Origin of the sequence: Brenneria roseae subsp. americana (assembly GCF_003115815.1) — a bacterium.
GTDB classification, from domain to species: Bacteria; Pseudomonadota; Gammaproteobacteria; order Enterobacterales; family Enterobacteriaceae; genus Brenneria; species Brenneria roseae.
The window spans coordinates 210,821-235,407 of record NZ_QDKJ01000004.1; the positions used below are offsets into that span (position 1 = coordinate 210,821).

Consider the following 24,587-nt stretch of genomic DNA (forward strand, 5'->3'; position numbering starts at 1 on the left):
CGGTTCACCCCCCACTATTTTTCTGCTCGTATCCCTGCTGCCACACATCCGGACGCGAATAATTATGGCAATAAGCATCAAACTCCGCTTCCCGGGGGGTGAATAACGAATCAGATAAAAGGTGATAGGAATATTCTGAGTTTCGACTACTCTGAACATGAAAGGAAATAGGTGATAAAAGAAACTCACCGGATAAGAGAATATTACCCGTCGATATTATTTCGCATCAAATAGTCGTTTCGTTTTTCATAAGTTAAAACAAATAAGATAATCGGCTACCGACAAACTTATAGCATGCCTTATATCGGATTAATTGGTTCATGGCGTTATCAGGATTTTGAACTGAGTGGATTAATAAAATTCAGCGATTGGGTGGAGAGGAAGAGCAACGACGAACACGATGACAGAGACTTGACCATACGTAATAAAGGAAATAATGCCCGTCATTTCTCTGCAACCGTAAACGCAGGCTACTATTTGAAGTATGGCGGGTACATCACCCATTTTCTAATGGGAGACAATAACAGGATAATACCGGGTTAATGACTTAACCGATAAAGATGGAATTTGAGGACGGTTATTATGGCAAAAAACAACTCCCTGAGCAGTATCATTACGGCATTGGCGAAATCCATGGCGCAGGCCCAAAATGATGTGGCAGAAGCACAATCTCTAAATATGTTACGTTTTTTCAAAAGAAAACGCAGAAGAGATCCGAATCCAGAGCTTAGCGACAAAGAAAATTATTTACCCGGTATTTTCCCCAGAAGATTAAAAATTGGATTACCCTCACATCGTGAAAATGCCACTGATAATGATGTCGACTATTACTGTGTTCCTTTTATCAATCTGGTGCCATTAAGCAGCGTACGAATTGAAAAAGCGTCTGCCGAGTTCGAGGTCGGGCTCACCAATATTGATGAATTCGAGCCTGAACCCCAAAACGAACCCGATCAGAATAATATAAAACTCTTCGCCAACGACATTCAGGACGATCCTGAAATTCTTGCCCATCAGCCTTCTTTACAAATTGATATCGGCAGCGGGATACTGAAAAAAAATAACGGATTATTAGCGAATATAAAAGTCGAGCTCGTTCATCAGGACACACCGGAAGGCGTCATGCGAATGGTTAATGAGTTGATTAATACCTCACAAGGCTATTTTTATACTGGAACGAAACAGGGAAAAAACGACCGGGAAGATGACCTGTCGAAATGGTTTTATAAAAACAAGAAAGATGTTAAGCAATAATTACACTTACAACACAAGGAGTAACAATCATGGCAAATGAGATCGCCAACCAATTTAACGGATTACCCATGAATACCCTCATTGGCGCCCCGTTACAGGCCGCCTGCGAGGCACAGGTGATGCTGGCTCGCGCCACAGCGGATTTTATCGATGAAATTGGATTTAACACTACCTACAAGGATAATGAGAAAAAAACAGTCGATAAAAAAACGGTTCGAAGCGTTGCATTTGAATTCCAACAAAATATACCTACAGCTAAAGCCGATGGTTCTGGAGAGATTGAGAAATATGACCTCCAGGATATGGTTATCAACGTTCCTCTATTATCCATCGTCAATATTCCGGCGTTAGCGGTCAAAAAAGTGGATATCACTTTTGATATGGAGGTGAAATCCGCCACGGAAGATAAACGCGCATCAGATGAAAATATGGAGCTCAATGCTGGCGGCGGATTGTTTGGCTGGGGAGTAAAAATCAAAGGTAATGTCAGCGCCCATCAGGAAAGTACGCGCAAAACCGATAACTCAGCCAAATATCATATTGAGGTACATGCCTCGGATGATGGTATGCCGGAAGGACTTTCCCGTGTGCTGGATATTATGCAATCGGCGATCCAGCCCATTCCCAAACCTGAAAATACAAACTCAGCAGGAACAAGTTAAGGATCAAATACCAGAGTAGCGATGAATAAATCAACATACGGTATTTGATATGTTGAAACAGGGTAAGAATATTGAGGTTCTTACCCTATTCCAGCACTTATCACCCGGCAAGGAGGACAGAATATGGCAGGACAGATATTTGATCTCACCAGCGTCCGGTTTATCAAACGGATCACCATAGGCAACCCCAATCCTTCCATTCCCTATTCGGAAGAGGACTCGCAACAAGCGATCGATGTGCTGAACCGCTGTTTATCTGAATCCCCGAAAGGGCACATCGTGGGAATTGAGAAAAACTTCGTTTTACTCAACATGGGGGAACACCAGGTGATTCAGCAATGGCTGGTTTATCACATTGGATTTGAGCGAAAACCCCTGTGGCTGGCATAGCCATGAAAATTCCCCTCACCCGGCTAGCCCGCATTCTGCAAGAGGAAAAGCAGCGTACCCAGCAAGCGCTCGATCGCTGGCTGGCGGAATACCATATGCGACGCCTGATACATTTCAGCCAGCGCTGGCAAAAAGATATAGCACATACCCGCCCAATGCTGGACTGCCATTGTTATCGTCTTACCTTGCAGATTGCCTTCAACGCTTACAGTCTGAAAAACCGCCAGACGGTACTCTACGGAGGCAAACCCGGCATCCTGACACGTTGGTTCAGAACCTGGCGAATGCATCAGGTCGTAATAAAAATTCACGCGGCGTCCTCCAAACAAGAATCGCACTACGACATTTTTATCGACGGACGCGCGATCAAAGAAATCAATAATAATGTTGTTTGACCCCGCCGCCATAACGGCAATGCATATTCATGCTCTTTTTTAACGAGGTATTTTTATGGCAAACATCCCTATTTCAACGGGTCGCGCAGGTATAGCGCTTATCAAAAGTTTCGAAGGGTGTAGACTTACCCAGTATCGGGATGCCGTAGAAAAATGGACCATTGGCTATGGTCATTTAATTCTGCCTTGCGAAAGATTTGATCACACACTAACGGAAGAAGAAGCGGAAGAATTATTACGCAACGATCTAAAAATCATTGAAGGGCAGATACTGAAACTGGTCGACGTTGATATTAACCAAAATCAATTTGATGCGCTGGTTTCTTTTGCTTTTAATCTTGGCCCAGGCAATTTAAAACGCTCGACACTTCTGCTGTATCTCAATCAAGGGAAATATACAGAGGCCGCAGAACAGTTTCTACGCTGGAATAAAGCAGGCGGGAAAGAATTGTACGGGCTGACCAGAAGAAGAGCGGCGGAAAGAGAACTGTTTTTACTGAAAGAGTAAAAAACCATCACGTTTCATTCCGTTCTTTATTTGGGGACATGACGTCATTTCAGAAAACGGTGACGATAAGCCAGACGAGTTTGAGGGTTTGCTATTTTACTTTGATATGCACACGTTAGAGATCGATGCATAAGATGCCTGCATTTTGCAGGCATCTTAAAACGGACAACATCCGCCATCCATCAACCCTGCTTTTTCAGCAACGCCTTGATGCTTTCCCTGAATTCCGCACCCAGTTCAGGATTACGCAATCCGTAAGAAACGAAAGCCTGCGCATACCCTAACTTACGGCCACAGTTGAAATTTTTGCCTGCCATTTGCACGGCATCAACCTGCTGGGTCGAAATCAAATCAGCAATCACATCGGTAAGCTGGATACGGCCCCAAGCGCCGGGAACCGCTTTAGCCAACAGCGGCCAGGCATCCGCTGTTAACACATAACGACCGACGGCAGAGAGATCCGAACCCGTTGCTGAAGGCGCTTCCGGTTTTTCGATCATTGATGTAATGGCAGACGCATCGCCGGGATTAACCAACGGGGTTTCACAATCCACTACCGAATACTCCGGCAACACTTCATAAGGACGGTGTTTGACCAATACCTGACTGCGCCCCGTTTCTTCAAAACGGGAAATCAGCAATGCAAGATTGTCTTTAGCCTGATCGGCGGTGTTCTCGTCCAGAACAACGTCCGGCAAAACGACAACAAACGGGTTATCCCCTACTATTGGTCTGGCACAGGACACGGCGTGCCCTAATCCCAGCGTTTCCCCCTGACGGACGTTCATGATGGTCACGCCTTTTGGGCAAATAGACTGAACCTCTGCCAGTAACTGACGCTTGGCGCGCTCTTCCAACAGAGATTCAAGCTCAAACGAGGTATCGAAATGGTTTTCGATCGCGTTTTTAGACGCGTGCGTCACCAGTACAATCTCTTTAATGCCGGCATTAACACACTCGTTGACGATTTTCTCAATCACCGGGCGATCGACTATCGGCAGCATCTCTTTAGGTATTGCTTTAGTCACCGGCAACAAATTCATCCCTAAACCTGCCACAGGGATAATGGCTTTCAATGATGTCATGAATTGACTCTCTTCAATCTGATTATTTTCACCTGGCAGCGTAATCCCGCTACACCGCGCATAACACTAAGATTACACCTAATCCGAATCAAAGCGATCGCGGGTACAGACTTTTTCTGATACATCGGACAATTCTGGTGCGGTTTATTAGTAAGAGAAAGTAAAGCTAAAAGCGCGAGTGTCCAATGTACCCGCTCCCAGACTTAAATGAGCGTAGTTTTGCAAACGTCCTTAACCGCAAACGCGGGGAGATGTTGTAAGGTTCAGGATCACAGATGGTTGGCAAGCGCTTCCAATGACTGATTGACAACGCTCAGCAAACAGGAGGGTGATAATTTTTTTGATATTTATCGCGGGGGGAGGAATAAATCAGAAAAGGGGTGATAGACACATGTAATTTTTTATTAATCTGTGTTTTATACTGTTACGGCTACATCAGCCAGATAATAATAAGGAAGCGACCATGAAGGATATCAATAAAACGATAGATCAGATGAAAACACGTTTACCTAAAGAACTGACGAACACACTTTTGCCTGAAGAACTGAATGAAGGAGATGTCCTGCTTTTTTCACCTGAAAAGGGTAGCTTTATCTCATGGGCTATTACTTTTTTGACCAATGCTCCCGTTAGCCATGCAGCAATGCTGTATAAAAAATCCCCGCTTAGCATTATCGAAGAAAGCCCGCCTCAGGTTGCTGTTAATGAGGCGCTGCACCGTTTTCATGACCGCACCATATACGTTTACCGGCATGCATCCCAGCAGGAATTATCGCCGGTTATTACTGCGGCTACGCTGCACCGTAATAACCTGGAACCCTATGATAATGCCAGTCTGTATATTGTGGGGATATTACTGTTGTATAAAAAAATCTCATTCCCTACGCTCGCTCAGAAAGTCATTTTGCGCATTTTGAAGAAGTTAACAGCAACGTTGACCCAATATCTCCAGCAGCATAAAAATCCGGGGAAAATGCCCATGGTTTGTTCGCAGTTCGTTGCCCAGTGCTTTGAAGATGCAGGTAGTCAATTCCAACTACATTTTCATCACCAGCTTCTGATCGCAGCCCACGGCCAAAACCTACTGGATAGGGCTGTGGAATTTATTGACCAGCATCCCTTCTCGGCCAGGAATACCGTTAACATTACTTCTAATGATACTGTTACTGAAAGTGATGAAGAGCTTTGCCGGGCATTATACGCCGCCATTGATAGCGGTATGGTCAACAACAATGTACCAGCCATTGATCCAGAACTAGCACAAGCTATTGAGGAGTTTGCGGGCATCAACGCAACGTTATCCGGTACGCAGAACAATGCAAATACATTAACCGCAACCCATCAATTACAGGCCAATATGAATATGTTTGTTTTCCCCGGCGATCTGCTGCAACACTGCACCAGTCTGAAGCCTGTGGGAAAAATCGAGATTTAATCCTCTGAACAACCAACCTGATTAACTGATTCACCTTATACCGGGCTCAGTGCCCGGTATCGCATCACCTGCGGTGAAAACTTATGACACTCCTACTCTGGGCCAAAGCCACGATGTATGGGCTAAAGCTAACACCCAAACTTCATTTGGCCGGATTTCATAAACCAACCGATAATTTTCGTGAAGGAAAACCTCACGAGTACCTGCAATCTCCCCCTTGAGCATGAACCCCGGTGAGCCGCCTACCCAACAGCTCCCTCTGTCAGCATAGTTTCCCCTGCGTCATTAGGCGGGGGAGCTCCCGCTGAAACCGTAGACAGCCATTAACTTCCCACCTGCGTAGGAATGACTCTCGAATCCGCCAGATAGGGACGAGTATAGATTTATTTGATTTTTCCCTGCCGCATCAGACAACTCTGGTATCATCCGATATACTACTGCACTTAATAACTATGTCTCTTGAAAAACGTTTATAGGTAGCATGATGAAAGGGATCGTACTCGCTGGCGGAACAGGTACACGGTTATACCCGATTACTCGCGGAATTTCGAAACAGTTACTGCCGATCTATGATAAACCCATGGTTTATTACCCTATTTCGGTTTTAATGCTCGCGGGTATCCGAGACATATTGCTCATTACTACACCGGAAGATATGCCCTCTTTCCAGCGTCTTTTAGGCGATGGCAGTCGCTTTGGCATTCAATTGAGTTATGCCATTCAGCCCAGTCCCGATGGTCTCGCCCAAGCCTTTATCATTGGCGAAGAGTTTATTAATGGCGAGCGTTGTGCCCTGGTTCTTGGCGATAATATCTATTTTGGTCAGAGCTTTGGTAAAAAACTGGAAACCGTTGCGGCAAAAGAAGAAGGCGCTACAATCTTTGGCTATCAGGTAACCGATCCTGAACGGTTTGGTGTCGTCGAGTTCGATGACGATTTCAGAGCACTATCAATAGAAGAAAAACCAACCACGCCAAAATCAAATTGGGCCGTTACAGGGCTCTACTTCTACGATAAAAATGTGGTTGAAATGGCTCGTCAGGTGAAGCCTTCATCTCGCGGCGAACTGGAAATTACCACGCTTAATCAAATGTATCTCGAACAGGGCGCGTTAAGCGTCGAACTGTTAGGCCGGGGATTTGCCTGGCTGGACACCGGCACGCATGACAGCCTGATTGAAGCCTCGCAATTCATTCATACCATCGAAAAACGTCAGGGACTCAAAGTTGCCTGTCTGGAAGAGATCGCATTCCGTAAGGGTTGGATATCTCGTCAACAGCTTGCGGAAGAAGCAGACGTTATGATTAAAACGCCTTATGGGCAATACTTAACACAATTAATCGCAGAAAAATAATATGCATGTCATTGATACCGCTATTTATGGCGCAAAAATCATCCAGCCAAAGGTTTTTGGCGACGCACGCGGATTCTTTTTGGAAACGTTTGAAAAGAAACGCTACCAGCAAATGCTGAATATCGATCTGGACTTTGTTCAGGATAATCATTCACGCTCAAGCAAAGGTGTACTGCGAGGGTTGCACTTTCAGCAAAAAAATCCACAGGGAAAGCTGGTGCGGGTCGTGCGTGGTGAAGTTTTTGATGTTGCCGTTGATATACGGCCAGAATCGCCTACCTATGGAAAATGGGAAGGAACCATCCTCTCGGAGGAGAATAAAATGCAATTCTGGCTGCCGCCAGGGTTAGCACATGGTTTCGTCGTGCTCTCCGATATCGCCGATTTTGAATACAAATGTACGGATTACTATAACCCGAAAGATGAAGGCTGCCTGCTGTGGAACGATCCTGAAATCGGTATTGAGTGGCCAATTTCAGAACCATTACTGTCAGAAAAAGACAGGCAAGGAAAACTGTTCAGAGATTTGAAATAATGAAGATATTACTCACCGGCGCAAAAGGCCAACTGGGCCGCTGTTTTCAGGATCGTCTTCCATCAGAATGGGAAATCTTGGCAACGGACTGCGATGAACTTGATATCACAGACATTGGGCAGGTTGAACAGGCGGTAGAACACTTTCAGCCAGATGCCATCGTAAATGCAGCGGCGTATACAGCTGTTGACAAAGCGGAATCAGAGCCCGAGTTAGCAGAACTAATCAATGTAGCAGGCCCGTCCAATTTAGCCAGCGTTGCAAATAAACAACATATACGCCTCGTTCACGTTTCCACTGACTATGTCTTTGATGGCAAGGCTACACAGCCTTACACCGAAACCAGCCCTACGAATCCATTAAGCGTATATGGCAGGACGAAACTCGCGGGCGAACAGGCGGTGATGAAAACAGCGCCTGATTCGATCATTGTACGTACCGCATGGGTATTCAGCGAGTATGGTAATAATTTCGTCAAAACCATGCTTAGGCTGGCTAAAGAACGAGATACGCTGAGTATTGTGAACGATCAGCGCGGATGTCCGACCTATGCCGGTGATTTGGCGCAGGCGATTATTGAACTATTGCAACAGCAGGCAAAAGGCGGGATTTATCACTATTGCGGTGATAGAGAGGTGAGCTGGTATGAGTTTGCTGAAGTGATTTTTGATGTTGCAGCAAATAAATCGGTTTTGGCAAAAAGGCCGATACTGGCACCGATAACAACAGAACAATATCCGACACCAGCCCACAGACCTGTTTTTTCTACGTTGGCTTGCAATAATGTCAAACGGTTAAGTATTGATTTATCCAACTGGGAAAAAGCATTAGAAAAAGTCATTTAACCAAATTCCTACTTTGCATAACACAAAGTAGGGATAGCTATCTCAATCTGAGCCAAAAAGATCGCGCGTATACACTTTTTCTATAACATCAGAGAGTTCATCAGTCATACGATTAGAAATAATCACATCGGATACCCCTTTGAACTCATCCAGATCATTAATTACCCGAGACCGGAAGAACGTATCCTCTTTAAGTACAGGTTCATATACCACAACCTCAATACCCTTCGCTTTAATACGTTTCATCACCCCCTGGATCGCTGAGGCACGAAAATTATCTGAGCCTGCTTTCATTACCAAACGATAAACACCCACAACCTTGGGGTTGCGTTCGATAATAGAATCGGCAATAAAATCTTTGCGAGTACGATTTGCTTCAACAATGGCGCTAATCAGGCTATTTGGTACACTAGCGTAATTCGCCAACAACTGTTTCGTGTCTTTCGGTAAGCAATAGCCACCGTAACCAAAAGAAGGATTGTTGTAATGGCTGCCAATACGAGGATCTAATCCTACTCCCTCGATAATCTGTTTACTATTCAAACCATGAATTTGCGCATAACTATCCAACTCATTGAAATATGCTACGCGCATTGCCAGATAGGTATTGGAAAAAAGTTTTATTGCTTCAGCTTCTGTTGAATCTGTAAAAAGTACAGGAACATCTTTCTTAATAGCGCCTTGCAGTAATAAACTTGCGAATATTTCCGCTCTTTCTGAACGCTCGCCGATAACAATACGGGAAGGATATAAGTTATCGTATAACGCTTTTCCTTCTCTTAAAAACTCAGGAGAAAAAATAATATTTTCCGTAGCGTACTTTTCTCTAATCATATTTGTAAAACCGACTGGAATAGTTGATTTTATCACTATAACTGCTTGAGGATTAATATCTAAAACATCACAAATAACAGACTCAACAGACTCTGTATTAAAATAATTAGTTTTTGGATCATAATCAGTTGGTGTGGCAACTATTATGAAATCAGTATTTTTATATGCTAACTCTCTATCTAGAGTTGCGCTAAAGTTTAATGATTTATTTTGAAGAAAATCTTCTATTTCTTTATCTATTATTGGGGATATTTTATCATTTAAAAGCTTAACTTTTTCAGGAATCACATCTAGCGCAATAACAAAATGATTCTGCGCTAATAACATGGCATTAGAAAGGCCAACATATCCTGTACCTACAATTGCTATTTTCATTTTCTAACCATAAAATTAATAAAAAAATTGTAGTTTTTGTTTACAAAAATCAAGAAATTAACTTTAATAAAAAGATTTATACCAGTTTACAAAATTTGTCACGCCTTCATTTATTCCAATTCTGGGTTTATACCCTGTAGCAGTAAAGAAGTCTCTCGTATCAGCCCAGGTTTGATAAACATCACCAGGTTGCATTGGCAAAAAGTTTTTCTTCGCCTCTATACCCAATACATTTTCTAAAGCAGTAACAAAATCCATTAATTTTACTGGGCTACCATTTCCTATATTATATATTTGATATGGTGCAGAACTGGTCGCTAAACTTCCAGATTCAACACTCCAATTATCATTTCCCTTAGGAGCAGTGGCCGTGATGCGAACAATGCCCTCCACGATGTCATCAATATAGGTAAAGTCTCGACTTAAATTACCATTATTGTAGATATCAATAGGCTCATTATTTAATATATTTTTCGTGAATTTAAATAACGCCATATCTGGACGTCCCCACGGACCATAAACGGTAAAAAAACGTAACCCAGTGGTAGGTATATTGTAAAGATGGGAATACGAATGAGCCATTAGTTCGTTTGCTTTTTTAGTAGCAGCATATAATGAAACAGGATGATCTACTGAATCAACTGTAGAAAATGGTGTTTTATTATTAAGACCATATACTGAGCTAGATGAAGCATATACCAAATGTTTTATCTTACATTGCCGACAGCATTCTAAAATATTAAGGAAGCCGACTAAATTACTGTCTGCATACACACTAGGATTTTGCAATGAGTACCGCACTCCTGCTTGAGCTGCAAGATGAACTACGCAGTCAAAACTCTCAGACATAAACAAACTATTAAGGCCATCTTTATCAGAGATATCCAATCTGATAAATTTAAAATTATTCTCGGATTTCAAGATATCTAATCTAGATTCTTTCAGATTTATATCATAGTAATCATTGATATTATCAATACCGACGACAGTATCGCCTTTACTACAGAAAGATAGAGCAGCTGCATAACCAATAAATCCAGCTGCACCTGTAATCAATATTTTCATAGGTTCCACTCAAGAGTAAAAAGTTTAGCTTAGTAAGCTCGAACTAATTCTTTAACAGCCCTGACATATTCATTAATAACAATTTTCTCATCAAATTCATTCTCAGCTTTTTTACGACTATATTCTCCCATAGCCAATCTTTGAGCATGAGTCATATTTATCATACTTTCCATTTTTTCAAGAAGACTGAGACTAGATCTTGGCGTACATAAAAAACCATTAATACCATCAACTACAGTTTCTCTGCATCCGACATTATCTGTAGTAATAATTGGTTTTCCCATAGCACAAGCCTCCAAAAGAGATTTAGGTACCCCCTCTCTATAAAAAGAAGGTAAGACGATACAATCAGATCGCCCAATCTCTCTTTCAACATTTTGTGACACTCCCAAGTATGAAACTATGCCTTCATTAACCCAGATGTTTATTTGGTCTGATGATATCGCAGACGGGCTTACTGAATCAATAAACCCTAACAGGTTAAACTCGACAGAATCTCCATACTTATTTTTTAAAACTTTTGCGGCTTCCGCAAAATGAACTACACCTTTTTCTACTAATAATCTAGCGACCAAAAGAAACCTGACAACGCCATCATCTGGCGCCGAAACAGTGCAAAACCGTTCTAAATCAACTCCTGAACCAGGTAATCTTTTGGTCTTACTAATTGGAATAAGGTCATTATCAATGAAAAAACTTCTATCTGTTTCGTTTTGAAAAAAAACTTTATATGCTTTATTTTGAGATAACTTATATAAGTTTTTCACTATAAAATATAAAAAATTATTTTTATTAAAAGACACTCCCAACCCCGCAATATTATTAATAACTTTTGAACCTGCATAGTTTGCAGCCAATGTGCTATAAATATTATTTTTAGGCGTAAAATTTAACACAACATCAGGTTTTAATTTATTATAAATTTTAAAAAATCTAATTATCAATAAAACTTCCTTCAAAGGATTGATACTACCTCGTTCGATATGGACAGGAATAAAATCGGCTCCTAATGAAATTATTTTATCTGAATATTCATCTTTAGGGGATATAACAACGATAGAATAACCATTATCAATTAATGCCTTGATTGTATTTTTTCTAAAATTATATATATACCAACTAGTATTTGCAGTAAGCACGATAACGGCCATAACTCAACCTTAAGAAAATTTCAATAACAAATAAATACTTTATGAACAAAATATCATAACACTCCCGTATTCCCTAAATATCTTTTTTCTATGCGAGAAAATATCGGAATACAGTAAAAAAGAATAAGTAAAAATGGATAATACCCTTGTTTATATCTAATAGCACTACCATAATTCATAACACCAAATGGATATGTAGCGAAAAGTAAAAGGAGAGTAGAAAAAACTAGCATTGATATAAATGAAAGTCTAAATCTATTAGATATCAAAATAAAGAACAATGTTACTAATATAATAGTTATTATCAGCGACTCAATAAACACAAAAAGGACAATCATACTTCGTCCAGCCTCAGAAAATGTTGGTCCCCAAAAAGATAACAACATGCCTTCAAAAGCTTTTGTATACCAATCACTAGGCCTTACCCAAAACTCCTCACGACTCGCTCCAGCTTCGAGATCAAACCCTCGGATAACTCTGAATACCGTGTCAGAAATTACATCATTGAATGAATAGAGGGCAATTGCTATTGCTGTAATACCAATTATAGATACCATCAGAAAAATACTTGCATTAGAATTTTTCTTACCAAATAGATAACCTGTTAGATAGCAAACAATAATACTTGGCATATATTGTGGCTTAAATATAACAATGATATAAAATGCTAATAAAACAACAAAATAATTAAGCCGGTTAAATTTAAAGTATAACCTGACAATATCAGACGCCAGTATAATCATAAAACCTGATACAATTGCTTCTTTTGATGGAACACTGGTCCAGATTAAATAACTTGGAAAGGATAAGAAAGCAAGCAATGTGTAAAGTTGGCGACGTGTAAACGTGAAATCTCTTAGAGCATAAAACGTTAAGCATAAATTTATAATTGCAAATCCCAAGAATGCAAACGCACTACCACCGAGGCCAAGAATACCGCCAATAAAATCCATAAAAGCAGTAGAATCATAGAAAGTCCTCAGCGAAATATTCAAATCCGCATTAATATATCTTTCGCTATCACCAATTTTAGTAATGCTACTAAGAATAAAAAGTGATATTAAAGAATAAAGAACTTTTATTGAGAAAAAAAGGAACCAAGGTTTATTTATTTTCATATTTCCAGCAAAATTCAAATTTATTTTTACTTGTAAAAAAATATCTTACCAGAGACAGAAGTCTTAACACAGAGTGAGCAAGATTTTTTTTCCCAAAAACAATAATATAGATAAGAGAAAAAATGAAGAGAAATAACAAAGCATATTTAACTTTAAAAAAAGAAATAAACAAAAACAAAGAAAAGAAACCCAAGAAACAAAAAAAAGGAGATTGATTTAGGATCGTATATTTAATAGAACCATTTTTATAAGAATTAAATATATAATGAGAAAAATAATAACCAGTCCCATACCGTTTACAATAAGACCGAAGGTTTGATGCGTAGCTTGTAGTCTTTCTATTATTATGAATAATAAATGGAATATTAATACACTTTATATTATAGCCCAGACTCATAATATTAGATAAGACAAGTTGCTCTTCCCACATAATCTGATCTGGTTGAAATCCCCCAGACTTTATTAAAACATCTCTGCAAACTAAAAATGCACCACCAATGTGTTTGACATTAGACATATTTTTGTTTTTATAGAAGTCTTTCGTTTTAATTTCAAACTCGTTTCGGAAATAATTAAAAGTGTTTTCTTGGCGAAGTCCAATGCAACCAACTATAGAATCAGACAGAATATTTTCTGAAAAAATATTTTCTAGAAAACTTACATCCAAGAGCATATCACCATCTAAAAATAAAATATAGTTATACTTAGCATTTAATTCACCAACTTTTCTCGCAGCCGAAGCACTTCTATTTTTAGTAAGCTTAAATATTTTACAGTTTCTAACCTCTCGAGCAATATCAACACTTCTGTCAGATGAACCACTGTCTATATATATAATCTCGTATTCAACACTATCTAACTTAGAGATAGCTTTTGTTATAGATTGGAAACATCCATCTAATGATGCCTCCTCATTAAGTCCTATAACAACAAAAGAGATCGAAATCCTCGAATTATCCATCATTCTAGCCTAATATTCTGCTGTAAGGTTTCAAAGAAAAAGATTCATAATCACTTGGTTTGAGCACATCAAGTTTAACAGTGAGCAATTCATTGAGCACTAAATCAACCCTCTGAGAGGTAATATTGATATTATCTAATCTTAAATCTCTAGGATAGAAAATAGCATTATTAAAATCAGTACATTTTCTATGATATTCAACAAGACAAAAATTAATGCCTGATAAATATGCAGCAATCCCCCCATGTAGTCTAGTTGTAATAAAAAAATCACATTCCTTTATTTTCTCTATTGATTGTAGGGGATTTGCATGTTGCCAAAGGGAAACATTTATTCCATTTTCAGTAAGAAGATCGAATATATTTTTTGATATATAATAATCACCCAAATCATCATTAGTATTTAAAACAAAAACAATAACTTCAATGCTTCTATTTTTAGAGCAAAAATTAATAATACCATCAATAAGAGCGGAACTTCGTTTATCTTCAATTCTTTTATCGCCCCCCGCATATCGTTCATAAAAACATAAAGATACACCTAACTTCTGTGTATTAGAAGAATATAAGTTATTACGTTTGAAATAAGGATAGAGCACACCGGCTATATCAAAATTATTATCAGGTATATGTGTACATTTAATACGCTTACACTCATCAACAGATGCATTATCTCTAACTGAGAGATAGGATAAAGAATTAATAAACTTTCGACTAAACGCCTCATCTTTCTTGCTTGAAAAAGGACCGACTGAAACACCTATAGCGTACAACTTACAAACACCTATTCTTGCAAGAATATACTGAAGCATTCTCATATTATTTGATGTATTTGATGAAATAACAGATCCACCTGCAAGCACAATTTTATCGTATAAAAACGAGTAAAATAGCATAAAAAACATACGGGAAAGCTTGCTTAAAAAACTATTCCCTCGATAAATTTTACTTACAAAATCTGGTACTAAAAAATTAGCATCTATCCCATCAATCTTAGGAGATAATATAGCTATATCAATTTCAGTCTCATTCTTTAATGCTTCTAACGATGCAAGAGGGAAAAGATCGTCACCAAAGTTATTAAAACCGTAGTAGCCGGTAAATAATATTTTCATAAAATATATCTAGTCTAATTCTCTAATAACAACTGCAGGATTACCTGCCACCAAGACATTATCAGGAACAGAAGTTGTTAACACACTTCCTGCACCAACTATAGAGTTAATACCTATTGTAACGCCTTTTAATATGATCACATTTGAACAAATCCATACGTTATCCTTTATAACAATATCTCTGTCAATAGCATTTTTTTTAGTTTTCATACCACTTGTAATAGCATGAAAGTCACTTCCAAATATTTTAACATTATCACCGATCAAACAATTATATCCAATCTCGATCTTTGCTTTATTTGCAATAATACAGAAGCTATTATTAATTACCGTATTATCTTTAATAATAATTTCCGAGTCTACTTCTCGAGCTTCTATATATGCATATGTATTTAAATATCCAGGTGAATTTCTAACTCCGAAGGTAACGGAGCTATGTATTTTCACATTCCCTTTTCCTGTTATATATACTGGCTGCATAGCTCTAAAAGGGTGAATTCGGAATAATATTAAACCATAGTAAGCACGCCTTAAATATTGATGACTTTCAACCAAAAGTAACCTTATTATCCTAAAAAACCTTTTCATATAAAATTCTACCTATAATTCTAAAATCATATAAAAAGTAAAAAATATTTAACTTAATTTTCTCAGTTAAATTGAAATTATTCAAAGTTAGGGCTGCTTTCCTGCATTTTATAAAATATCTACGCCTATCAATGTAACTCTCTATGGTATTAAATGTGTTAGTTATATTAGAATCGTGTCTTCGATAAAAAGATATAAGCTCCGGAATAAACACTAGCTTTCCTGCGGAAGCTATTTTTAGATAAACCAGCCATTCTCCATAAAGCTTATATGATTCATCCCACCCAGAAACAGATAAGAAAACACTCTTCCTGAAACAGAGCCCGCAGCTTTGAAAAATATTTCTTTTAGACATCTCATATTTATAATTATTTGTGACTTTAATTATTTTAGGTGGTGAGATAAAATAATCGCCGACAATATCAGTTGGGCTCAAAATCTTTGATGCATTATGACAAATAGTGACATTTTCGTCGAGGAAAACATCTTTTACCTTATTAAGATGATTTTTATCTAATAAATCATCTTGCCCTAAGCAAACAATGAGTTCTCCTTTAGCCTGAGAAACTGCTTCATTAATATTCTTAGCTAATCCTTGATTTATTTTTTTCTCAATAATTTTAACTTCTGTAGGATACCTCGACCTCACCATGTTAACAGTATCATCTTTAGATGCATCATCAATAAGAATAATTTCAAAATTACGAAATGTTTGTTGTAGTATTGAATCAATAGTTTTAAAAATATATTTCTCGCCATTATAAGACGGTATCACTATCGTGAACATTGAACGTAACCTATAAATTAATTATAAATTTAAAACACTATACTAATTTCTTATAAAACACAGCGGTCAACATAAAAAAGAAATGCATTATATAATTACATACATATGCATATGTCACACCAATAACACTATTAGTTTGTTTAATAAACATAAATGACAATAAAATAAAGGAAATAGAAAATATTACTTCAGAAAAAATAACGATTTTCACCTCAGCTTTGGCAATAAGGATAAACGCAAGCAACCAAGATGATATCTTAATCACATCACCAGTGAGTTGCCATTTAAATAATTCTCGCATTGCCATGAAATCATTATTAAACAAAACCAAAATGATAAAATCCTTTAGTAAAAATATACTTAGTGACATAACAATAATAACAGGAAGGATTATTTTATATCCATTAATCAACTCTTCCCGTAACTCAGTCCGTTCTTTTATTTCTGAGAGTCGAGGTAAATAATAAGTACTTAAAGCAGTAGTAATAACCATCAGATACATAGTAGATATATACCAAATTGCCTGCCAATAGCCTGCAGCATCCCAACTAATTTTATCCACAATATAATTACGAACAATCAATTGAGAAATAGGAAGAGTCAATGCAGATGTTAATGCCATCCCCGCAAACCCTAGAAGTTTTTTACCTTCCACTTTATCAAATCTATGTAAAAAATTATCCCACTTTATTACTGCATGTTTTCTCAGCATCCATATAACAATTAGAAACACTACCGACTGATTTGTTACTAAAGCAATAAGAGCTCCATCTATACCCAAAAAAACAATCAATATAGTAGTGAAAACTAATCCATATAAACTTTGGATTATATTGATAGAAATAAAGGATTTAATTTCTCTTAATCCATTAAGGATAGATAAAATCAATTGATTTAATGAAAAAAGAATAATGGTAAACCCAAATATTACAAAAATATACTGATATTTTACGTCATGCAAAAAGTGCAAAGATGCGAAATTGGAAAAAAAAATGGTAAAGGCACCTACAATAGCAGAACAAATAATAGATATTTTAGCCGAAGTACTTATTAAAATAGGAACTTTCTCTTCCTCATTATTACCATACTCTGCAATATACTTAGTAACACCGCTATTTATTGCTCCCTTAGCAGCAGTCATTGCTATTTGGCTAAAATTCTGAAATTGCCCCACTAAAGCTAGACCAGTAGGTCCAACAAACATAGCAATTGCTTTATTTATTACTAGCCCGGCTAAGACTTTAATGGCCGTTGCAATAAAACTTAAAATAGAAGTTTTTATCAAGTTCATTGGTAATCATTTACCGCTTCTATCACTTTATTTACCTCACTCAGCGTCATTGTAGGTCCCATTGGTAGACTTAAAACTTGCTGGTGTATTTTCTCAGTAATAGGTAAATCGCCTATAACATAACCTAACTCTTGGTATGCCTTCTGCAAATGTGGTGGAGTTGGGTAATGTATTAATGTTTGTACACCTTTTTCTAAGAGATACGCTTGTAGTTCATCTCGGCTTTCGCATTGAATAACAAATAAGTGCCATACATGTTCACCAGTGGATTCAGGCAAATAAGGTAACTTGATTAAATTATTTTTTATTCCAGATGTATACGCTTTGGCTATTTCCTGTCTCCTGATATTAGTTGAATCCAAAAACTTCAATTTAACAGAAAGAAAAGCAGCCTGAAGCTCATCAAGTCGACTGTTTACTCCCTGATATAGATTTTCATATTTTTTATGAGAACCATAATTTCTCAATGCATTGAGTGCCGCTGCTAACTCATCATCATTAGTTGTTATCGCACCTGCATCCCCAAGTGCTCCAAGATTTTTACCTGGATAAAAGCTAAAACCAGCCGCATCTCCCCAAGCACCTGCTTTTTTACCTTCTAATGACGCACCATGTGCTTGCGCACAGTCTTCCAATACCAGAAGATTATATTCTTTTGCAATGAATATAATCTCATTCATTGGAGTTATTTGGCCATAGAGATGAACTGGCAAAATTACTTTTGTTCTTGGAGTAATTGCCGCTTTTACTTTATTAGGAGAAAGATTATATGTTTGGGGATCTGGCTCGACAAATACAGGCTTCAGCAGATTTTCGGTAATAGCAAGAATAGAAGCGATATAAGTATTTGCTTGAACAATAACCTCATCACCTTCTTTTAACCTCCCCAATTCCTTCCATGCTCTGAGGGTTAAAGTTAGTGCATCCAAGCCATTAGCGACACCAATGGCATATTTTGTACCACAGTAATCAGCAAACTGTTTTTCAAATGTCGAAAGCTCTTTTCCTGTAATATACCAACCTGAATCTAGTACTTTTAAAAAGCTATCCTTCAATTCATTTTTATAAGTCGCATTGATCTCTTTGAGATCGAGAAAATTAATCATCTTCATGTCCAATATATCGAATAATTTTAGCAGGATTACCAACAACAATCGCATTATCAGGAACATCTTTAGTAACTACCGAGCCAGCACCAATCATGCTATTCATACCAATTTTTATTCCTGGTAGTATCGTTGCATTCGCACCGATAGATGCATTTTTTTTAACTGTCGTTTTTAAAAACTGATCAGGATATACTTTTGAACGAGGTTTTTTATCATTAGTAAATGTAACACAAGGACCTATAAAAACATTATCCTCAACTATTATCCCATCCCATAAATACACTCCAGATTTTATCGTGACATTATTTCCAATAACCACATCATTTTCAATTAGAGTGTGTGCGCAAATGTTACAATTACTTCCTATAACAGCCTCTTTTAAAATCACAGAAAACTGCCATATCCGAGTGTTATTGCCTATATTTTCTGTTTGAACATCACTGAGGGGATGGATAAACATTAGAAGCCACCATATCTACAAATTTATCATAGTCTCGAATATAATCAGATTCATCATAAGGTTGGTCGGCCAAGACCATTAATACGCAATCATCTGAAAAATCATACATTTCATGCCAGAAGTGCGGTTCAATTACTACACCTTGAGCTGGATTATCCAGCAGCAACTCTATCTTTTCAGTACCATCATCCAACAAGAAACGACATGAACCACGCACAGCGATAGCTACCTGCTTTAGCATTCTGTGGGCATGGAAGCCTCTGCGTACACCTTCTTTTGTTTTAAACAAATAAAAGACCCGTTTAATGTCAAACGGAATGTTTTTACCTTCTTCTAATGCCACTAAGGCACCACGATCATCACCATGAGTTTGTAGCTGTAGAATTTTTATTTGCATAAATTTGATTCCATTATTCTTTGATCAATCGTTTAAGATATTGCCCATACTGATTTTTAATTAATCTATTTGCCGAATCTAATAGCTGAATATCAGTCAACCAACCATTCCGCCAAGCAATCTCTTCTAAGCAAGCAATTTTCATTCCTTGCCTTTTTTCAACTGTCTCAACAAATGTCGAAGCCTCAATAAGGCTATCATGCGTACCCGTATCTAACCAAGCGAACCCACGACCTAAAAACTCAACCTGTAGCTGCCCACGTTTCAAATACATATCATTTAATGTAGTGATTTCCAACTCACCTCTTACTGAAGGTTTCACTTGTTTAGACAAATCCACTACCTGATTATCGTAAAAGTAAAGCCCAGTTACCGCCCAATTTGATTTGGGGGCTTTCGGTTTTTCTTCAATAGAAATAACATTGCGGTTTTTATCAAACTCGACTACGCCAAAACGCTCAGGGTCTACAACCTGATAGCCGAAAATCGTTGCGCCTGATACTTTTCCCGCAACACGTTTTAAAACAGGGCTAAACCCTTGTCCAAAGAAAATGTTATCACCTAAAACAAAACAGCAACTGTCTCCGTCTAAAAATTCTTCACCGATAATAAATGCTTGGGCTAACCCTTCAGGTTTAGGCTGGACAGCATATGAGAGTTGGATACCAAAATTTTCTCCATTTCCTAATAACCGCTGAAAGGTACTTTTATCCTCCGGTGTAGTGATAATTAAAATATCCCGAATGCCTGCCAACATAAGTACAGACAAAGGATAGTAAATCATCGGTTTATCATAAATAGGCAATAATTGTTTGGAAACACCCAATGTAATAGGATAAAGACGAGTTCCAGAACCGCCCGCAAGGATTATACCTTTCACTGTCAACTCCAATAGAAAATCAATTTTAATCTATGATGGCATACAAGAACAACCGGACGTACTGTGCTCATCCGGTTATCTTAATAAACATGAATAATTTTATCAGAAGGAATATTATTAACTATTTTTCTCTGACTTATAGTCATAATTATAATAGTGATAATTCCCATATCCATAATAGCTTGCTGCACGTTTTACAATAGCGTTGAGAATAACACCTTTGATTTCGACACCATTCTGTTCAAAGCGGCGGATACTCACCTCAATTTCTTTCAATGTATTAACTTCAAAACGCGCAACCAATAATGATGTACCAGCATGCCTGCTGATAATTGCTGCGTCCGTCACAGCTAGAATAGGGGGAGTATCCAGCAATACAATGTCATAGTGCTTGGCAGCCCATTCAATAAACTCAGCAAAATGCGCATGCATTAATAACTCCGAAGGATTAGGCGGAATTTGCCCTCTAGGTATAAAATCCATATTTTCTACTGCGGTTTTTCGGAGTGCTTTTTCTACAGTAATCTGTCCAGATAAGATATCTGATAAACCATTAACACTATTAGTACCCATCAATTCATGTGCATAACCCTTGCGCATATCACAATCAACAATCAGGACTTTTAGATTAGATTGAGCTATGACAGCGCCCAGGTTAGCACTGACAAAGGTTTTACCAATCGCTGGACTTGCACCAGAGATCATCAGCACATTATTCTTCGCCTCCATCATGGCGAAATGCAGGCTAGTACGTAAACTTCGAATAGCTTCAATTGCTAAATCTGTTGGGTTCCCAACTGCAAGTAATTCATTCGAACGCGCATTAATCTTCTTATTTTTATTATGAATGAATAATTCTCTGTCTTTTTTCTGTTGCCATTCAGAAAGTGGTACGCTCGCGTATACGTTAATACCTAACTCTTCAAGCTGTTCCGGACTTTCTATACCTTTATGCAACACCGCTCTAGCAATAACAACAATAATTGACGCCAACGCTCCGAAAATTGTTATCAATAGAACTATCAATATTTTTCTCGGTTTTACTGGGCTTGGTTGCGTAACTGCCGGATCAATAATACGAACATTACCTACAGTGCTCGCTTTATTAATACTTAGCTCCTGCTGCTTATTCAACAATTGCATATACACTTCCTGCCCCGCTTGTACATCTCTAGTCAAACGTAATATCTCTTGCTGAGTTTTTGGCATCCCTCCTACTCGTTTATTTAATTTATCACGCTCTTGTTCCAGTGTTACTCTTTTCTCCATTAATGCACGATAAGCGGGGTGCTCTTTGGTATAAAGCTTAGATATCTCAGCTTCTTTAAATGTAAGCTCATTTAATTGTGACTCTACTGAGACCATTGTATCAAGAACTGCCTTAGCTTCTAAAGTTAAGTCAACCGATTCATTTTGTTGACGAAATTTATTAAGCTTATTTTCGGCTTCATTTAAAGCATCACGAACACTTGGCAATTGTTCTTTTAAAAACTCTAAACTCTTACCTGCTTCTTCTGATTTTCTCTCTACATTTTGCTGTAGATAGTTTTGACTAATACTATTTAATATTTTGCTAGCTCTAATAGAATCTTCATCTTCAAGACTTAATTGCAATACTCCAGTATCTTTCCCTTTATCAACTACGGATAATCATAAAGTAATGAATTAATAGCTGTCAGTTCATTTAATTTTTTGACACTAAAAACGGTTTTTGGTTTTGCGGCAATATCACTAACTAATATAGTAACACCATTGTGTTGTTCTAACTTCCCTACCGTTCCAGTAAATTTTACTAAATCACCTGAATTTATCTCATAAGTATTCTCTGTTAACACTGTCAATTCAATATCTTTATCCTGCCAAGATCCCACAACATCCAAACGGGACACAGCTATTTTTCCAGGCTCATTGCCTAACACGCGCGCAAGTCCCTTTCCAAAAACAGGGAAATACCTTTGCTCAACAACAGTATCTAATGATAGATCCCGAATGGTTTTTCCAATAACCATTCGAGATCTAATTAATTCAATTTCAGCTGCAGACTGCGGTTTCGCATCAGGTAACATACTGGAAATATCATTCAGTAAACTATTTCCCGATTTCTGCTCCACCTGAATCAATGCGTCGGACTTATAAATTGGAGTTGCCAACGTTACATAAAGAATACCAATAATCGTAAATAGCGTAGTAACGCCAACAATCAGCCATTTATTATCAAGCAATGTTCCCAATAAATGCCCTAAATCGATTTCATCTGCTTTATTTTCAGATGATTTTACTGAAATATTATCTGCCATGGATTTCCCTGACTGGTTAACGGCTTAATGCTTGCGCCCATTTTTGGGCAGACTGCTCAAGTTGTGAATAGACGAATTCAAACGCTTCGCGGCTTTTACGGTAGGGATCGGCAATTTCCTGCTGGTTCAGCCAATGACCAAATAGCATGGTTTTGCCACGCACTTCCGGTGCAATTTTACTTACAGCATCAACATGCCTTTTCTCCATGACCAGAATCAGGTCATATTGACGGCATAACGATGAAGTCAACTGTTGTGCACTATGTCCTTCCAGAGATAGTCCATGCGCCTGTGCCACATCTCTTGCCATGACATCTGCTGGCTTATCCACCAACGCACCTAGTCCAGCTGACGCAATGTGTTTATTGGGTAATGCCTGTTTTAACAGTCGTTCCCCAGTTGGGGAACGACAGATATTACCAACACAGACCACTAATATTGAACCAAACATACTCATATCCTTATGGCCAAGTACGGATACGTAAACTTCCTGCACTGAGGTCATTAAAGGCAGAAATAGTCGGCGCAAGTTGTGAAATTAAACGGTTCCAACGGCCAACCGGAGCAGTTGTTACATAGACAACATCGTACGGCTGCAATTGGAATTCAGTTCCCATTACCAATGATGTGGCATCCGATGCATTAAGCTGATAAATATCTGCGAGCTTAGGCCCTTTCGTTCCACGTAATGGACGAATCACAAATATACCTGTCGCATCCGCCAGTGATTGATCCATCCCCTCAGCATTACCCAGCGCTTCAGTCAATGTCATACCACTACGGTCCATTTTAAGCGTGCTTTGCTTTGTCACTTCTCCCATCACGAATATTTTCAGATCGTCATTGCGAGGAATGTAGAGAATGTCACCCGGATAGAGGAGGTAGTTTTGCGAGAGATCGCCGTTTTGCATCAGCGCCTGGAGGGAGAGTCGTTGTTCTTTACCATTGTGCGTCAGCACGATATTACGCCAGTCCGCATCTTCAGTCAGGCCACCGGCTTTGTTAATAGCATCCAGCACCGTCAGTGGAACATTGGTAATCGCCTGTTGCCCAGAAGTTGCCACTTCTCCGGTTACATAAGCTTTTTGAGAACGGAATGAAGCTATATTGACATCTACTTGAGGAGATTCAATATATTGAGCAAGCCGGCTCATAATCTCCTCACGCACTTCAGTTACCGTTTTACCCGCAACTTTTACCTTACCGATATAAGGGTAGAAAATCGTACCATCAGAATGCACCCAGTTACCGGTATCCGCCGCAGTACGGTAAGTACCGGCCGGGGTAGTTAATTCAGGGTGATCCCATACGGTCACCATGATCACATCACCAATGCCGATACGATATTCATAGCCTTGCAGTTCTTTTTCCAGCGCCGGATTGCTTTGCGCTATCAGCGGCTTCGGCCGCATTTTTTCCACTAAATAAGGCGTTAGAGGATAAACATTAACCAATTTATCAATATCAAAATCAGCATCTTGCTGCTTAATCACTTCCTTGCCGCTGGTGGAAAGGTGCGTGCCGGGAATTATGGTGCAGCCGCTAAGCAGAGCCGCCGACACCACCAATGGTATCAATTTTAATTTGTGCTTTATCATCCTGTGTATGCCATCGCTCTTAATTGAATATTGCGCAAATCCCTACAAAATAGTTCGTTATTATAGAGAAGAACAGACCCAAATTAACCCTCGGTCTAA

General features: G+C 38.5%; 26 protein-coding genes and 1 pseudogene. 10 read left to right on the forward strand and 17 right to left on the reverse strand.

Going from position 1 to position 24,587, the window contains the following annotated elements; translation table 11 throughout:
• Positions 1–270 precede the first annotated feature (270 nt).
• The 6 genes from B4923_RS06820 (at position 271) to B4923_RS06845 (ending at position 3,209) form a co-directional block, all read left to right on the forward strand.
• Positions 271–543: an omptin family outer membrane protease gene (locus B4923_RS06820; RefSeq protein ID WP_281261834.1), complete on the forward strand. Its 273-nt coding sequence runs from the start codon at positions 271–273 to the stop codon at positions 541–543.
• Between the two features lie 39 nt (positions 544–582).
• A complete protein-coding gene (locus B4923_RS06825) occupies positions 583–1,254 on the forward strand; it encodes a DUF2589 domain-containing protein (RefSeq protein ID WP_109053604.1) in 672 nt (223 codons plus the stop codon).
• Positions 1,255–1,283: 29 nt separating this feature from the next.
• Complete coding sequence (locus B4923_RS06830) at positions 1,284–1,916, forward strand: DUF2589 domain-containing protein (RefSeq protein WP_109053605.1); 633 nt, start codon at positions 1,284–1,286, stop codon at positions 1,914–1,916.
• A gap of 123 nt (positions 1,917–2,039) precedes the next feature.
• Complete coding sequence (locus B4923_RS06835; protein ID WP_109053606.1) at positions 2,040–2,306, forward strand: hypothetical protein; 267 nt, start codon at positions 2,040–2,042, stop codon at positions 2,304–2,306.
• Positions 2,307–2,308: 2 nt separating this feature from the next.
• Positions 2,309–2,701: a hypothetical protein gene (locus B4923_RS06840; RefSeq protein ID WP_109053607.1), complete on the forward strand. Its 393-nt coding sequence runs from the start codon at positions 2,309–2,311 to the stop codon at positions 2,699–2,701.
• 55 nt (positions 2,702–2,756) lie between these two features.
• Positions 2,757–3,209: a lysozyme gene (locus B4923_RS06845; protein ID WP_109053608.1), complete on the forward strand. Its 453-nt coding sequence runs from the start codon at positions 2,757–2,759 to the stop codon at positions 3,207–3,209.
• Between the two features lie 182 nt (positions 3,210–3,391).
• Here B4923_RS06845 and B4923_RS06850 read toward each other — a convergent pair whose 3' ends face one another.
• On the reverse strand, positions 3,392–4,294 hold the full coding sequence (locus tag B4923_RS06850) for a sugar phosphate nucleotidyltransferase (RefSeq protein WP_109053609.1): 903 nt from the start codon (positions 4,292–4,294) through the stop codon (positions 3,392–3,394).
• A gap of 463 nt (positions 4,295–4,757) precedes the next feature.
• On the opposite strand from B4923_RS06850, the gene B4923_RS06855 reads away from it, so the two are divergent.
• The 4 genes from B4923_RS06855 (at position 4,758) to rfbD (ending at position 8,463) form a co-directional block, all read left to right on the forward strand.
• On the forward strand, positions 4,758–5,729 hold the full coding sequence (locus B4923_RS06855; RefSeq protein ID WP_109053610.1) for a hypothetical protein: 972 nt from the start codon (positions 4,758–4,760) through the stop codon (positions 5,727–5,729).
• 484 nt (positions 5,730–6,213) lie between these two features.
• On the forward strand, positions 6,214–7,083 hold the full coding sequence (gene rfbA / locus B4923_RS06860; RefSeq protein ID WP_109053611.1) for a glucose-1-phosphate thymidylyltransferase RfbA: 870 nt from the start codon (positions 6,214–6,216) through the stop codon (positions 7,081–7,083).
• 1 nt (position 7,084) lies between these two features.
• Complete coding sequence (gene rfbC, locus B4923_RS06865) at positions 7,085–7,618, forward strand: dTDP-4-dehydrorhamnose 3,5-epimerase (RefSeq protein WP_109053612.1); 534 nt, start codon at positions 7,085–7,087, stop codon at positions 7,616–7,618.
• Positions 7,618–8,463, forward strand: coding sequence for a dTDP-4-dehydrorhamnose reductase (rfbD, locus tag B4923_RS06870; protein ID WP_109053613.1), 846 nt, complete (start codon positions 7,618–7,620; stop codon positions 8,461–8,463). Before rfbC ends, rfbD begins: the two co-directional genes overlap by 1 nt.
• A 42-nt stretch (positions 8,464–8,505) precedes the next feature.
• On the opposite strand, the gene B4923_RS06875 is transcribed toward rfbD, so the two are convergent.
• The 16 genes and pseudogenes from B4923_RS06875 to B4923_RS06950 all read right to left on the reverse strand — a co-directional run bounded on the left by B4923_RS06875 (position 8,506) and on the right by B4923_RS06950 (position 24,488).
• The gene (locus tag B4923_RS06875) at positions 8,506–9,672 is read right to left on the reverse strand and encodes a nucleotide sugar dehydrogenase (protein WP_109053614.1); all 1,167 of its coding nucleotides are present in this window, start codon (positions 9,670–9,672) and stop codon (positions 8,506–8,508) included.
• A gap of 63 nt (positions 9,673–9,735) precedes the next feature.
• Positions 9,736–10,737 (reverse strand): NAD-dependent epimerase, encoded by a 1,002-nt coding sequence (locus B4923_RS06880; protein WP_109053615.1) that lies wholly within the window; start codon positions 10,735–10,737, stop codon positions 9,736–9,738.
• 29 nt (positions 10,738–10,766) lie between these two features.
• The gene (locus B4923_RS06885) at positions 10,767–11,888 is read right to left on the reverse strand and encodes a glycosyltransferase family 4 protein (protein ID WP_109053616.1); all 1,122 of its coding nucleotides are present in this window, start codon (positions 11,886–11,888) and stop codon (positions 10,767–10,769) included.
• Positions 11,889–11,941: 53 nt separating this feature from the next.
• The gene (locus B4923_RS06890) at positions 11,942–13,006 is read right to left on the reverse strand and encodes a hypothetical protein (protein WP_109053617.1); all 1,065 of its coding nucleotides are present in this window, start codon (positions 13,004–13,006) and stop codon (positions 11,942–11,944) included.
• Positions 12,993–13,970, reverse strand: a complete 978-nt coding sequence (locus tag B4923_RS06895) for a glycosyltransferase family 2 protein (protein ID WP_109053618.1) — start codon at positions 13,968–13,970, stop codon at positions 12,993–12,995. Before B4923_RS06895 ends, B4923_RS06890 begins: the two co-directional genes overlap by 14 nt.
• Position 13,971: 1 nt before the next feature.
• The gene (locus B4923_RS06900) at positions 13,972–15,081 is read right to left on the reverse strand and encodes a polysaccharide pyruvyl transferase family protein (protein WP_109053619.1); all 1,110 of its coding nucleotides are present in this window, start codon (positions 15,079–15,081) and stop codon (positions 13,972–13,974) included.
• A gap of 9 nt (positions 15,082–15,090) precedes the next feature.
• Positions 15,091–15,669 (reverse strand): acyltransferase, encoded by a 579-nt coding sequence (locus B4923_RS06905; protein ID WP_109053620.1) that lies wholly within the window; start codon positions 15,667–15,669, stop codon positions 15,091–15,093.
• Positions 15,653–16,456 carry a glycosyltransferase family 2 protein gene (locus B4923_RS06910; protein WP_109053621.1) on the reverse strand — a complete coding sequence of 268 codons (804 nt, stop codon included), beginning with the start codon at positions 16,454–16,456 and terminating at the stop codon, positions 15,653–15,655. The genes B4923_RS06905 and B4923_RS06910 overlap by 17 nt, the downstream gene beginning before the upstream one ends.
• 37 nt (positions 16,457–16,493) lie before the next feature.
• On the reverse strand, positions 16,494–17,747 hold the full coding sequence (locus B4923_RS06915; RefSeq protein WP_109053622.1) for an O-antigen translocase: 1,254 nt from the start codon (positions 17,745–17,747) through the stop codon (positions 16,494–16,496).
• A complete protein-coding gene (locus B4923_RS06920) occupies positions 17,744–18,853 on the reverse strand; it encodes a DegT/DnrJ/EryC1/StrS family aminotransferase (RefSeq protein ID WP_109053623.1) in 1,110 nt (369 codons plus the stop codon). The genes B4923_RS06915 and B4923_RS06920 overlap by 4 nt, the downstream gene beginning before the upstream one ends.
• On the reverse strand, positions 18,846–19,316 hold the full coding sequence (locus B4923_RS06925) for an acyltransferase (RefSeq protein ID WP_109053624.1): 471 nt from the start codon (positions 19,314–19,316) through the stop codon (positions 18,846–18,848). Before B4923_RS06925 ends, B4923_RS06920 begins: the two co-directional genes overlap by 8 nt.
• Complete coding sequence (locus B4923_RS06930) at positions 19,294–19,713, reverse strand: sugar 3,4-ketoisomerase (RefSeq protein WP_109053625.1); 420 nt, start codon at positions 19,711–19,713, stop codon at positions 19,294–19,296. The genes B4923_RS06925 and B4923_RS06930 overlap by 23 nt, the downstream gene beginning before the upstream one ends.
• 13 nt (positions 19,714–19,726) lie before the next feature.
• Positions 19,727–20,593: a glucose-1-phosphate thymidylyltransferase RfbA gene (gene rfbA / locus B4923_RS06935; RefSeq protein ID WP_109053626.1), complete on the reverse strand. Its 867-nt coding sequence runs from the start codon at positions 20,591–20,593 to the stop codon at positions 19,727–19,729.
• A 117-nt stretch (positions 20,594–20,710) separates the two neighbouring features.
• A pseudogene (gene wzc, locus B4923_RS06940) lies at positions 20,711–22,890 on the reverse strand (tyrosine-protein kinase Wzc).
• A 16-nt stretch (positions 22,891–22,906) separates the two neighbouring features.
• Positions 22,907–23,341, reverse strand: coding sequence for an arsenate reductase/protein-tyrosine-phosphatase family protein (locus B4923_RS06945; RefSeq protein WP_109053627.1), 435 nt, complete (start codon positions 23,339–23,341; stop codon positions 22,907–22,909).
• Between the two features lie 10 nt (positions 23,342–23,351).
• On the reverse strand, positions 23,352–24,488 hold the full coding sequence (locus B4923_RS06950) for a polysaccharide export protein (protein WP_109053628.1): 1,137 nt from the start codon (positions 24,486–24,488) through the stop codon (positions 23,352–23,354).
• Between the last annotated feature and the right edge of the window lie 99 nt (positions 24,489–24,587).

Bases quoted from the DNA above. Each gene is read 5' to 3' on its own strand.
- B4923_RS06825 (WP_109053604.1), top strand. From the start codon at position 583: ATGGCAAAAAACAACTCCCTGAGCAGTATCATTACGGCATTGGCGAAA.
- B4923_RS06830 (WP_109053605.1), top strand. From the start codon at position 1,284: ATGGCAAATGAGATCGCCAACCAATTTAACGGATTACCCATGAATACC.
- B4923_RS06835 (WP_109053606.1), top strand. From the start codon at position 2,040: ATGGCAGGACAGATATTTGATCTCACCAGCGTCCGGTTTATCAAACGG.
- B4923_RS06840 (WP_109053607.1), top strand. From the start codon at position 2,309: ATGAAAATTCCCCTCACCCGGCTAGCCCGCATTCTGCAAGAGGAAAAG.
- B4923_RS06845 (WP_109053608.1), top strand. From the start codon at position 2,757: ATGGCAAACATCCCTATTTCAACGGGTCGCGCAGGTATAGCGCTTATC.
- B4923_RS06850 (WP_109053609.1), bottom strand. From the start codon at position 4,294: ATGACATCATTGAAAGCCATTATCCCTGTGGCAGGTTTAGGGATGAAT.
- B4923_RS06855 (WP_109053610.1), top strand. From the start codon at position 4,758: ATGAAGGATATCAATAAAACGATAGATCAGATGAAAACACGTTTACCT.
- rfbA (WP_109053611.1), top strand. From the start codon at position 6,214: ATGAAAGGGATCGTACTCGCTGGCGGAACAGGTACACGGTTATACCCG.
- rfbC (WP_109053612.1), top strand. From the start codon at position 7,085: ATGCATGTCATTGATACCGCTATTTATGGCGCAAAAATCATCCAGCCA.
- rfbD (WP_109053613.1), top strand. From the start codon at position 7,618: ATGAAGATATTACTCACCGGCGCAAAAGGCCAACTGGGCCGCTGTTTT.
- B4923_RS06875 (WP_109053614.1), bottom strand. From the start codon at position 9,672: ATGAAAATAGCAATTGTAGGTACAGGATATGTTGGCCTTTCTAATGCC.
- B4923_RS06880 (WP_109053615.1), bottom strand. From the start codon at position 10,737: ATGAAAATATTGATTACAGGTGCAGCTGGATTTATTGGTTATGCAGCT.
- B4923_RS06885 (WP_109053616.1), bottom strand. From the start codon at position 11,888: ATGGCCGTTATCGTGCTTACTGCAAATACTAGTTGGTATATATATAAT.
- B4923_RS06890 (WP_109053617.1), bottom strand. From the start codon at position 13,006: ATGAAAATAAATAAACCTTGGTTCCTTTTTTTCTCAATAAAAGTTCTT.
- B4923_RS06895 (WP_109053618.1), bottom strand. From the start codon at position 13,970: ATGATGGATAATTCGAGGATTTCGATCTCTTTTGTTGTTATAGGACTT.
- B4923_RS06900 (WP_109053619.1), bottom strand. From the start codon at position 15,081: ATGAAAATATTATTTACCGGCTACTACGGTTTTAATAACTTTGGTGAC.
- B4923_RS06905 (WP_109053620.1), bottom strand. From the start codon at position 15,669: ATGAAAAGGTTTTTTAGGATAATAAGGTTACTTTTGGTTGAAAGTCAT.
- B4923_RS06910 (WP_109053621.1), bottom strand. From the start codon at position 16,456: ATGTTCACGATAGTGATACCGTCTTATAATGGCGAGAAATATATTTTT.
- B4923_RS06915 (WP_109053622.1), bottom strand. From the start codon at position 17,747: ATGAACTTGATAAAAACTTCTATTTTAAGTTTTATTGCAACGGCCATT.
- B4923_RS06920 (WP_109053623.1), bottom strand. From the start codon at position 18,853: ATGATTAATTTTCTCGATCTCAAAGAGATCAATGCGACTTATAAAAAT.
- B4923_RS06925 (WP_109053624.1), bottom strand. From the start codon at position 19,316: ATGTTTATCCATCCCCTCAGTGATGTTCAAACAGAAAATATAGGCAAT.
- B4923_RS06930 (WP_109053625.1), bottom strand. From the start codon at position 19,713: ATGCAAATAAAAATTCTACAGCTACAAACTCATGGTGATGATCGTGGT.
- B4923_RS06945 (WP_109053627.1), bottom strand. From the start codon at position 23,341: ATGTTTGGTTCAATATTAGTGGTCTGTGTTGGTAATATCTGTCGTTCC.
- B4923_RS06950 (WP_109053628.1), bottom strand. From the start codon at position 24,488: ATGATAAAGCACAAATTAAAATTGATACCATTGGTGGTGTCGGCGGCT.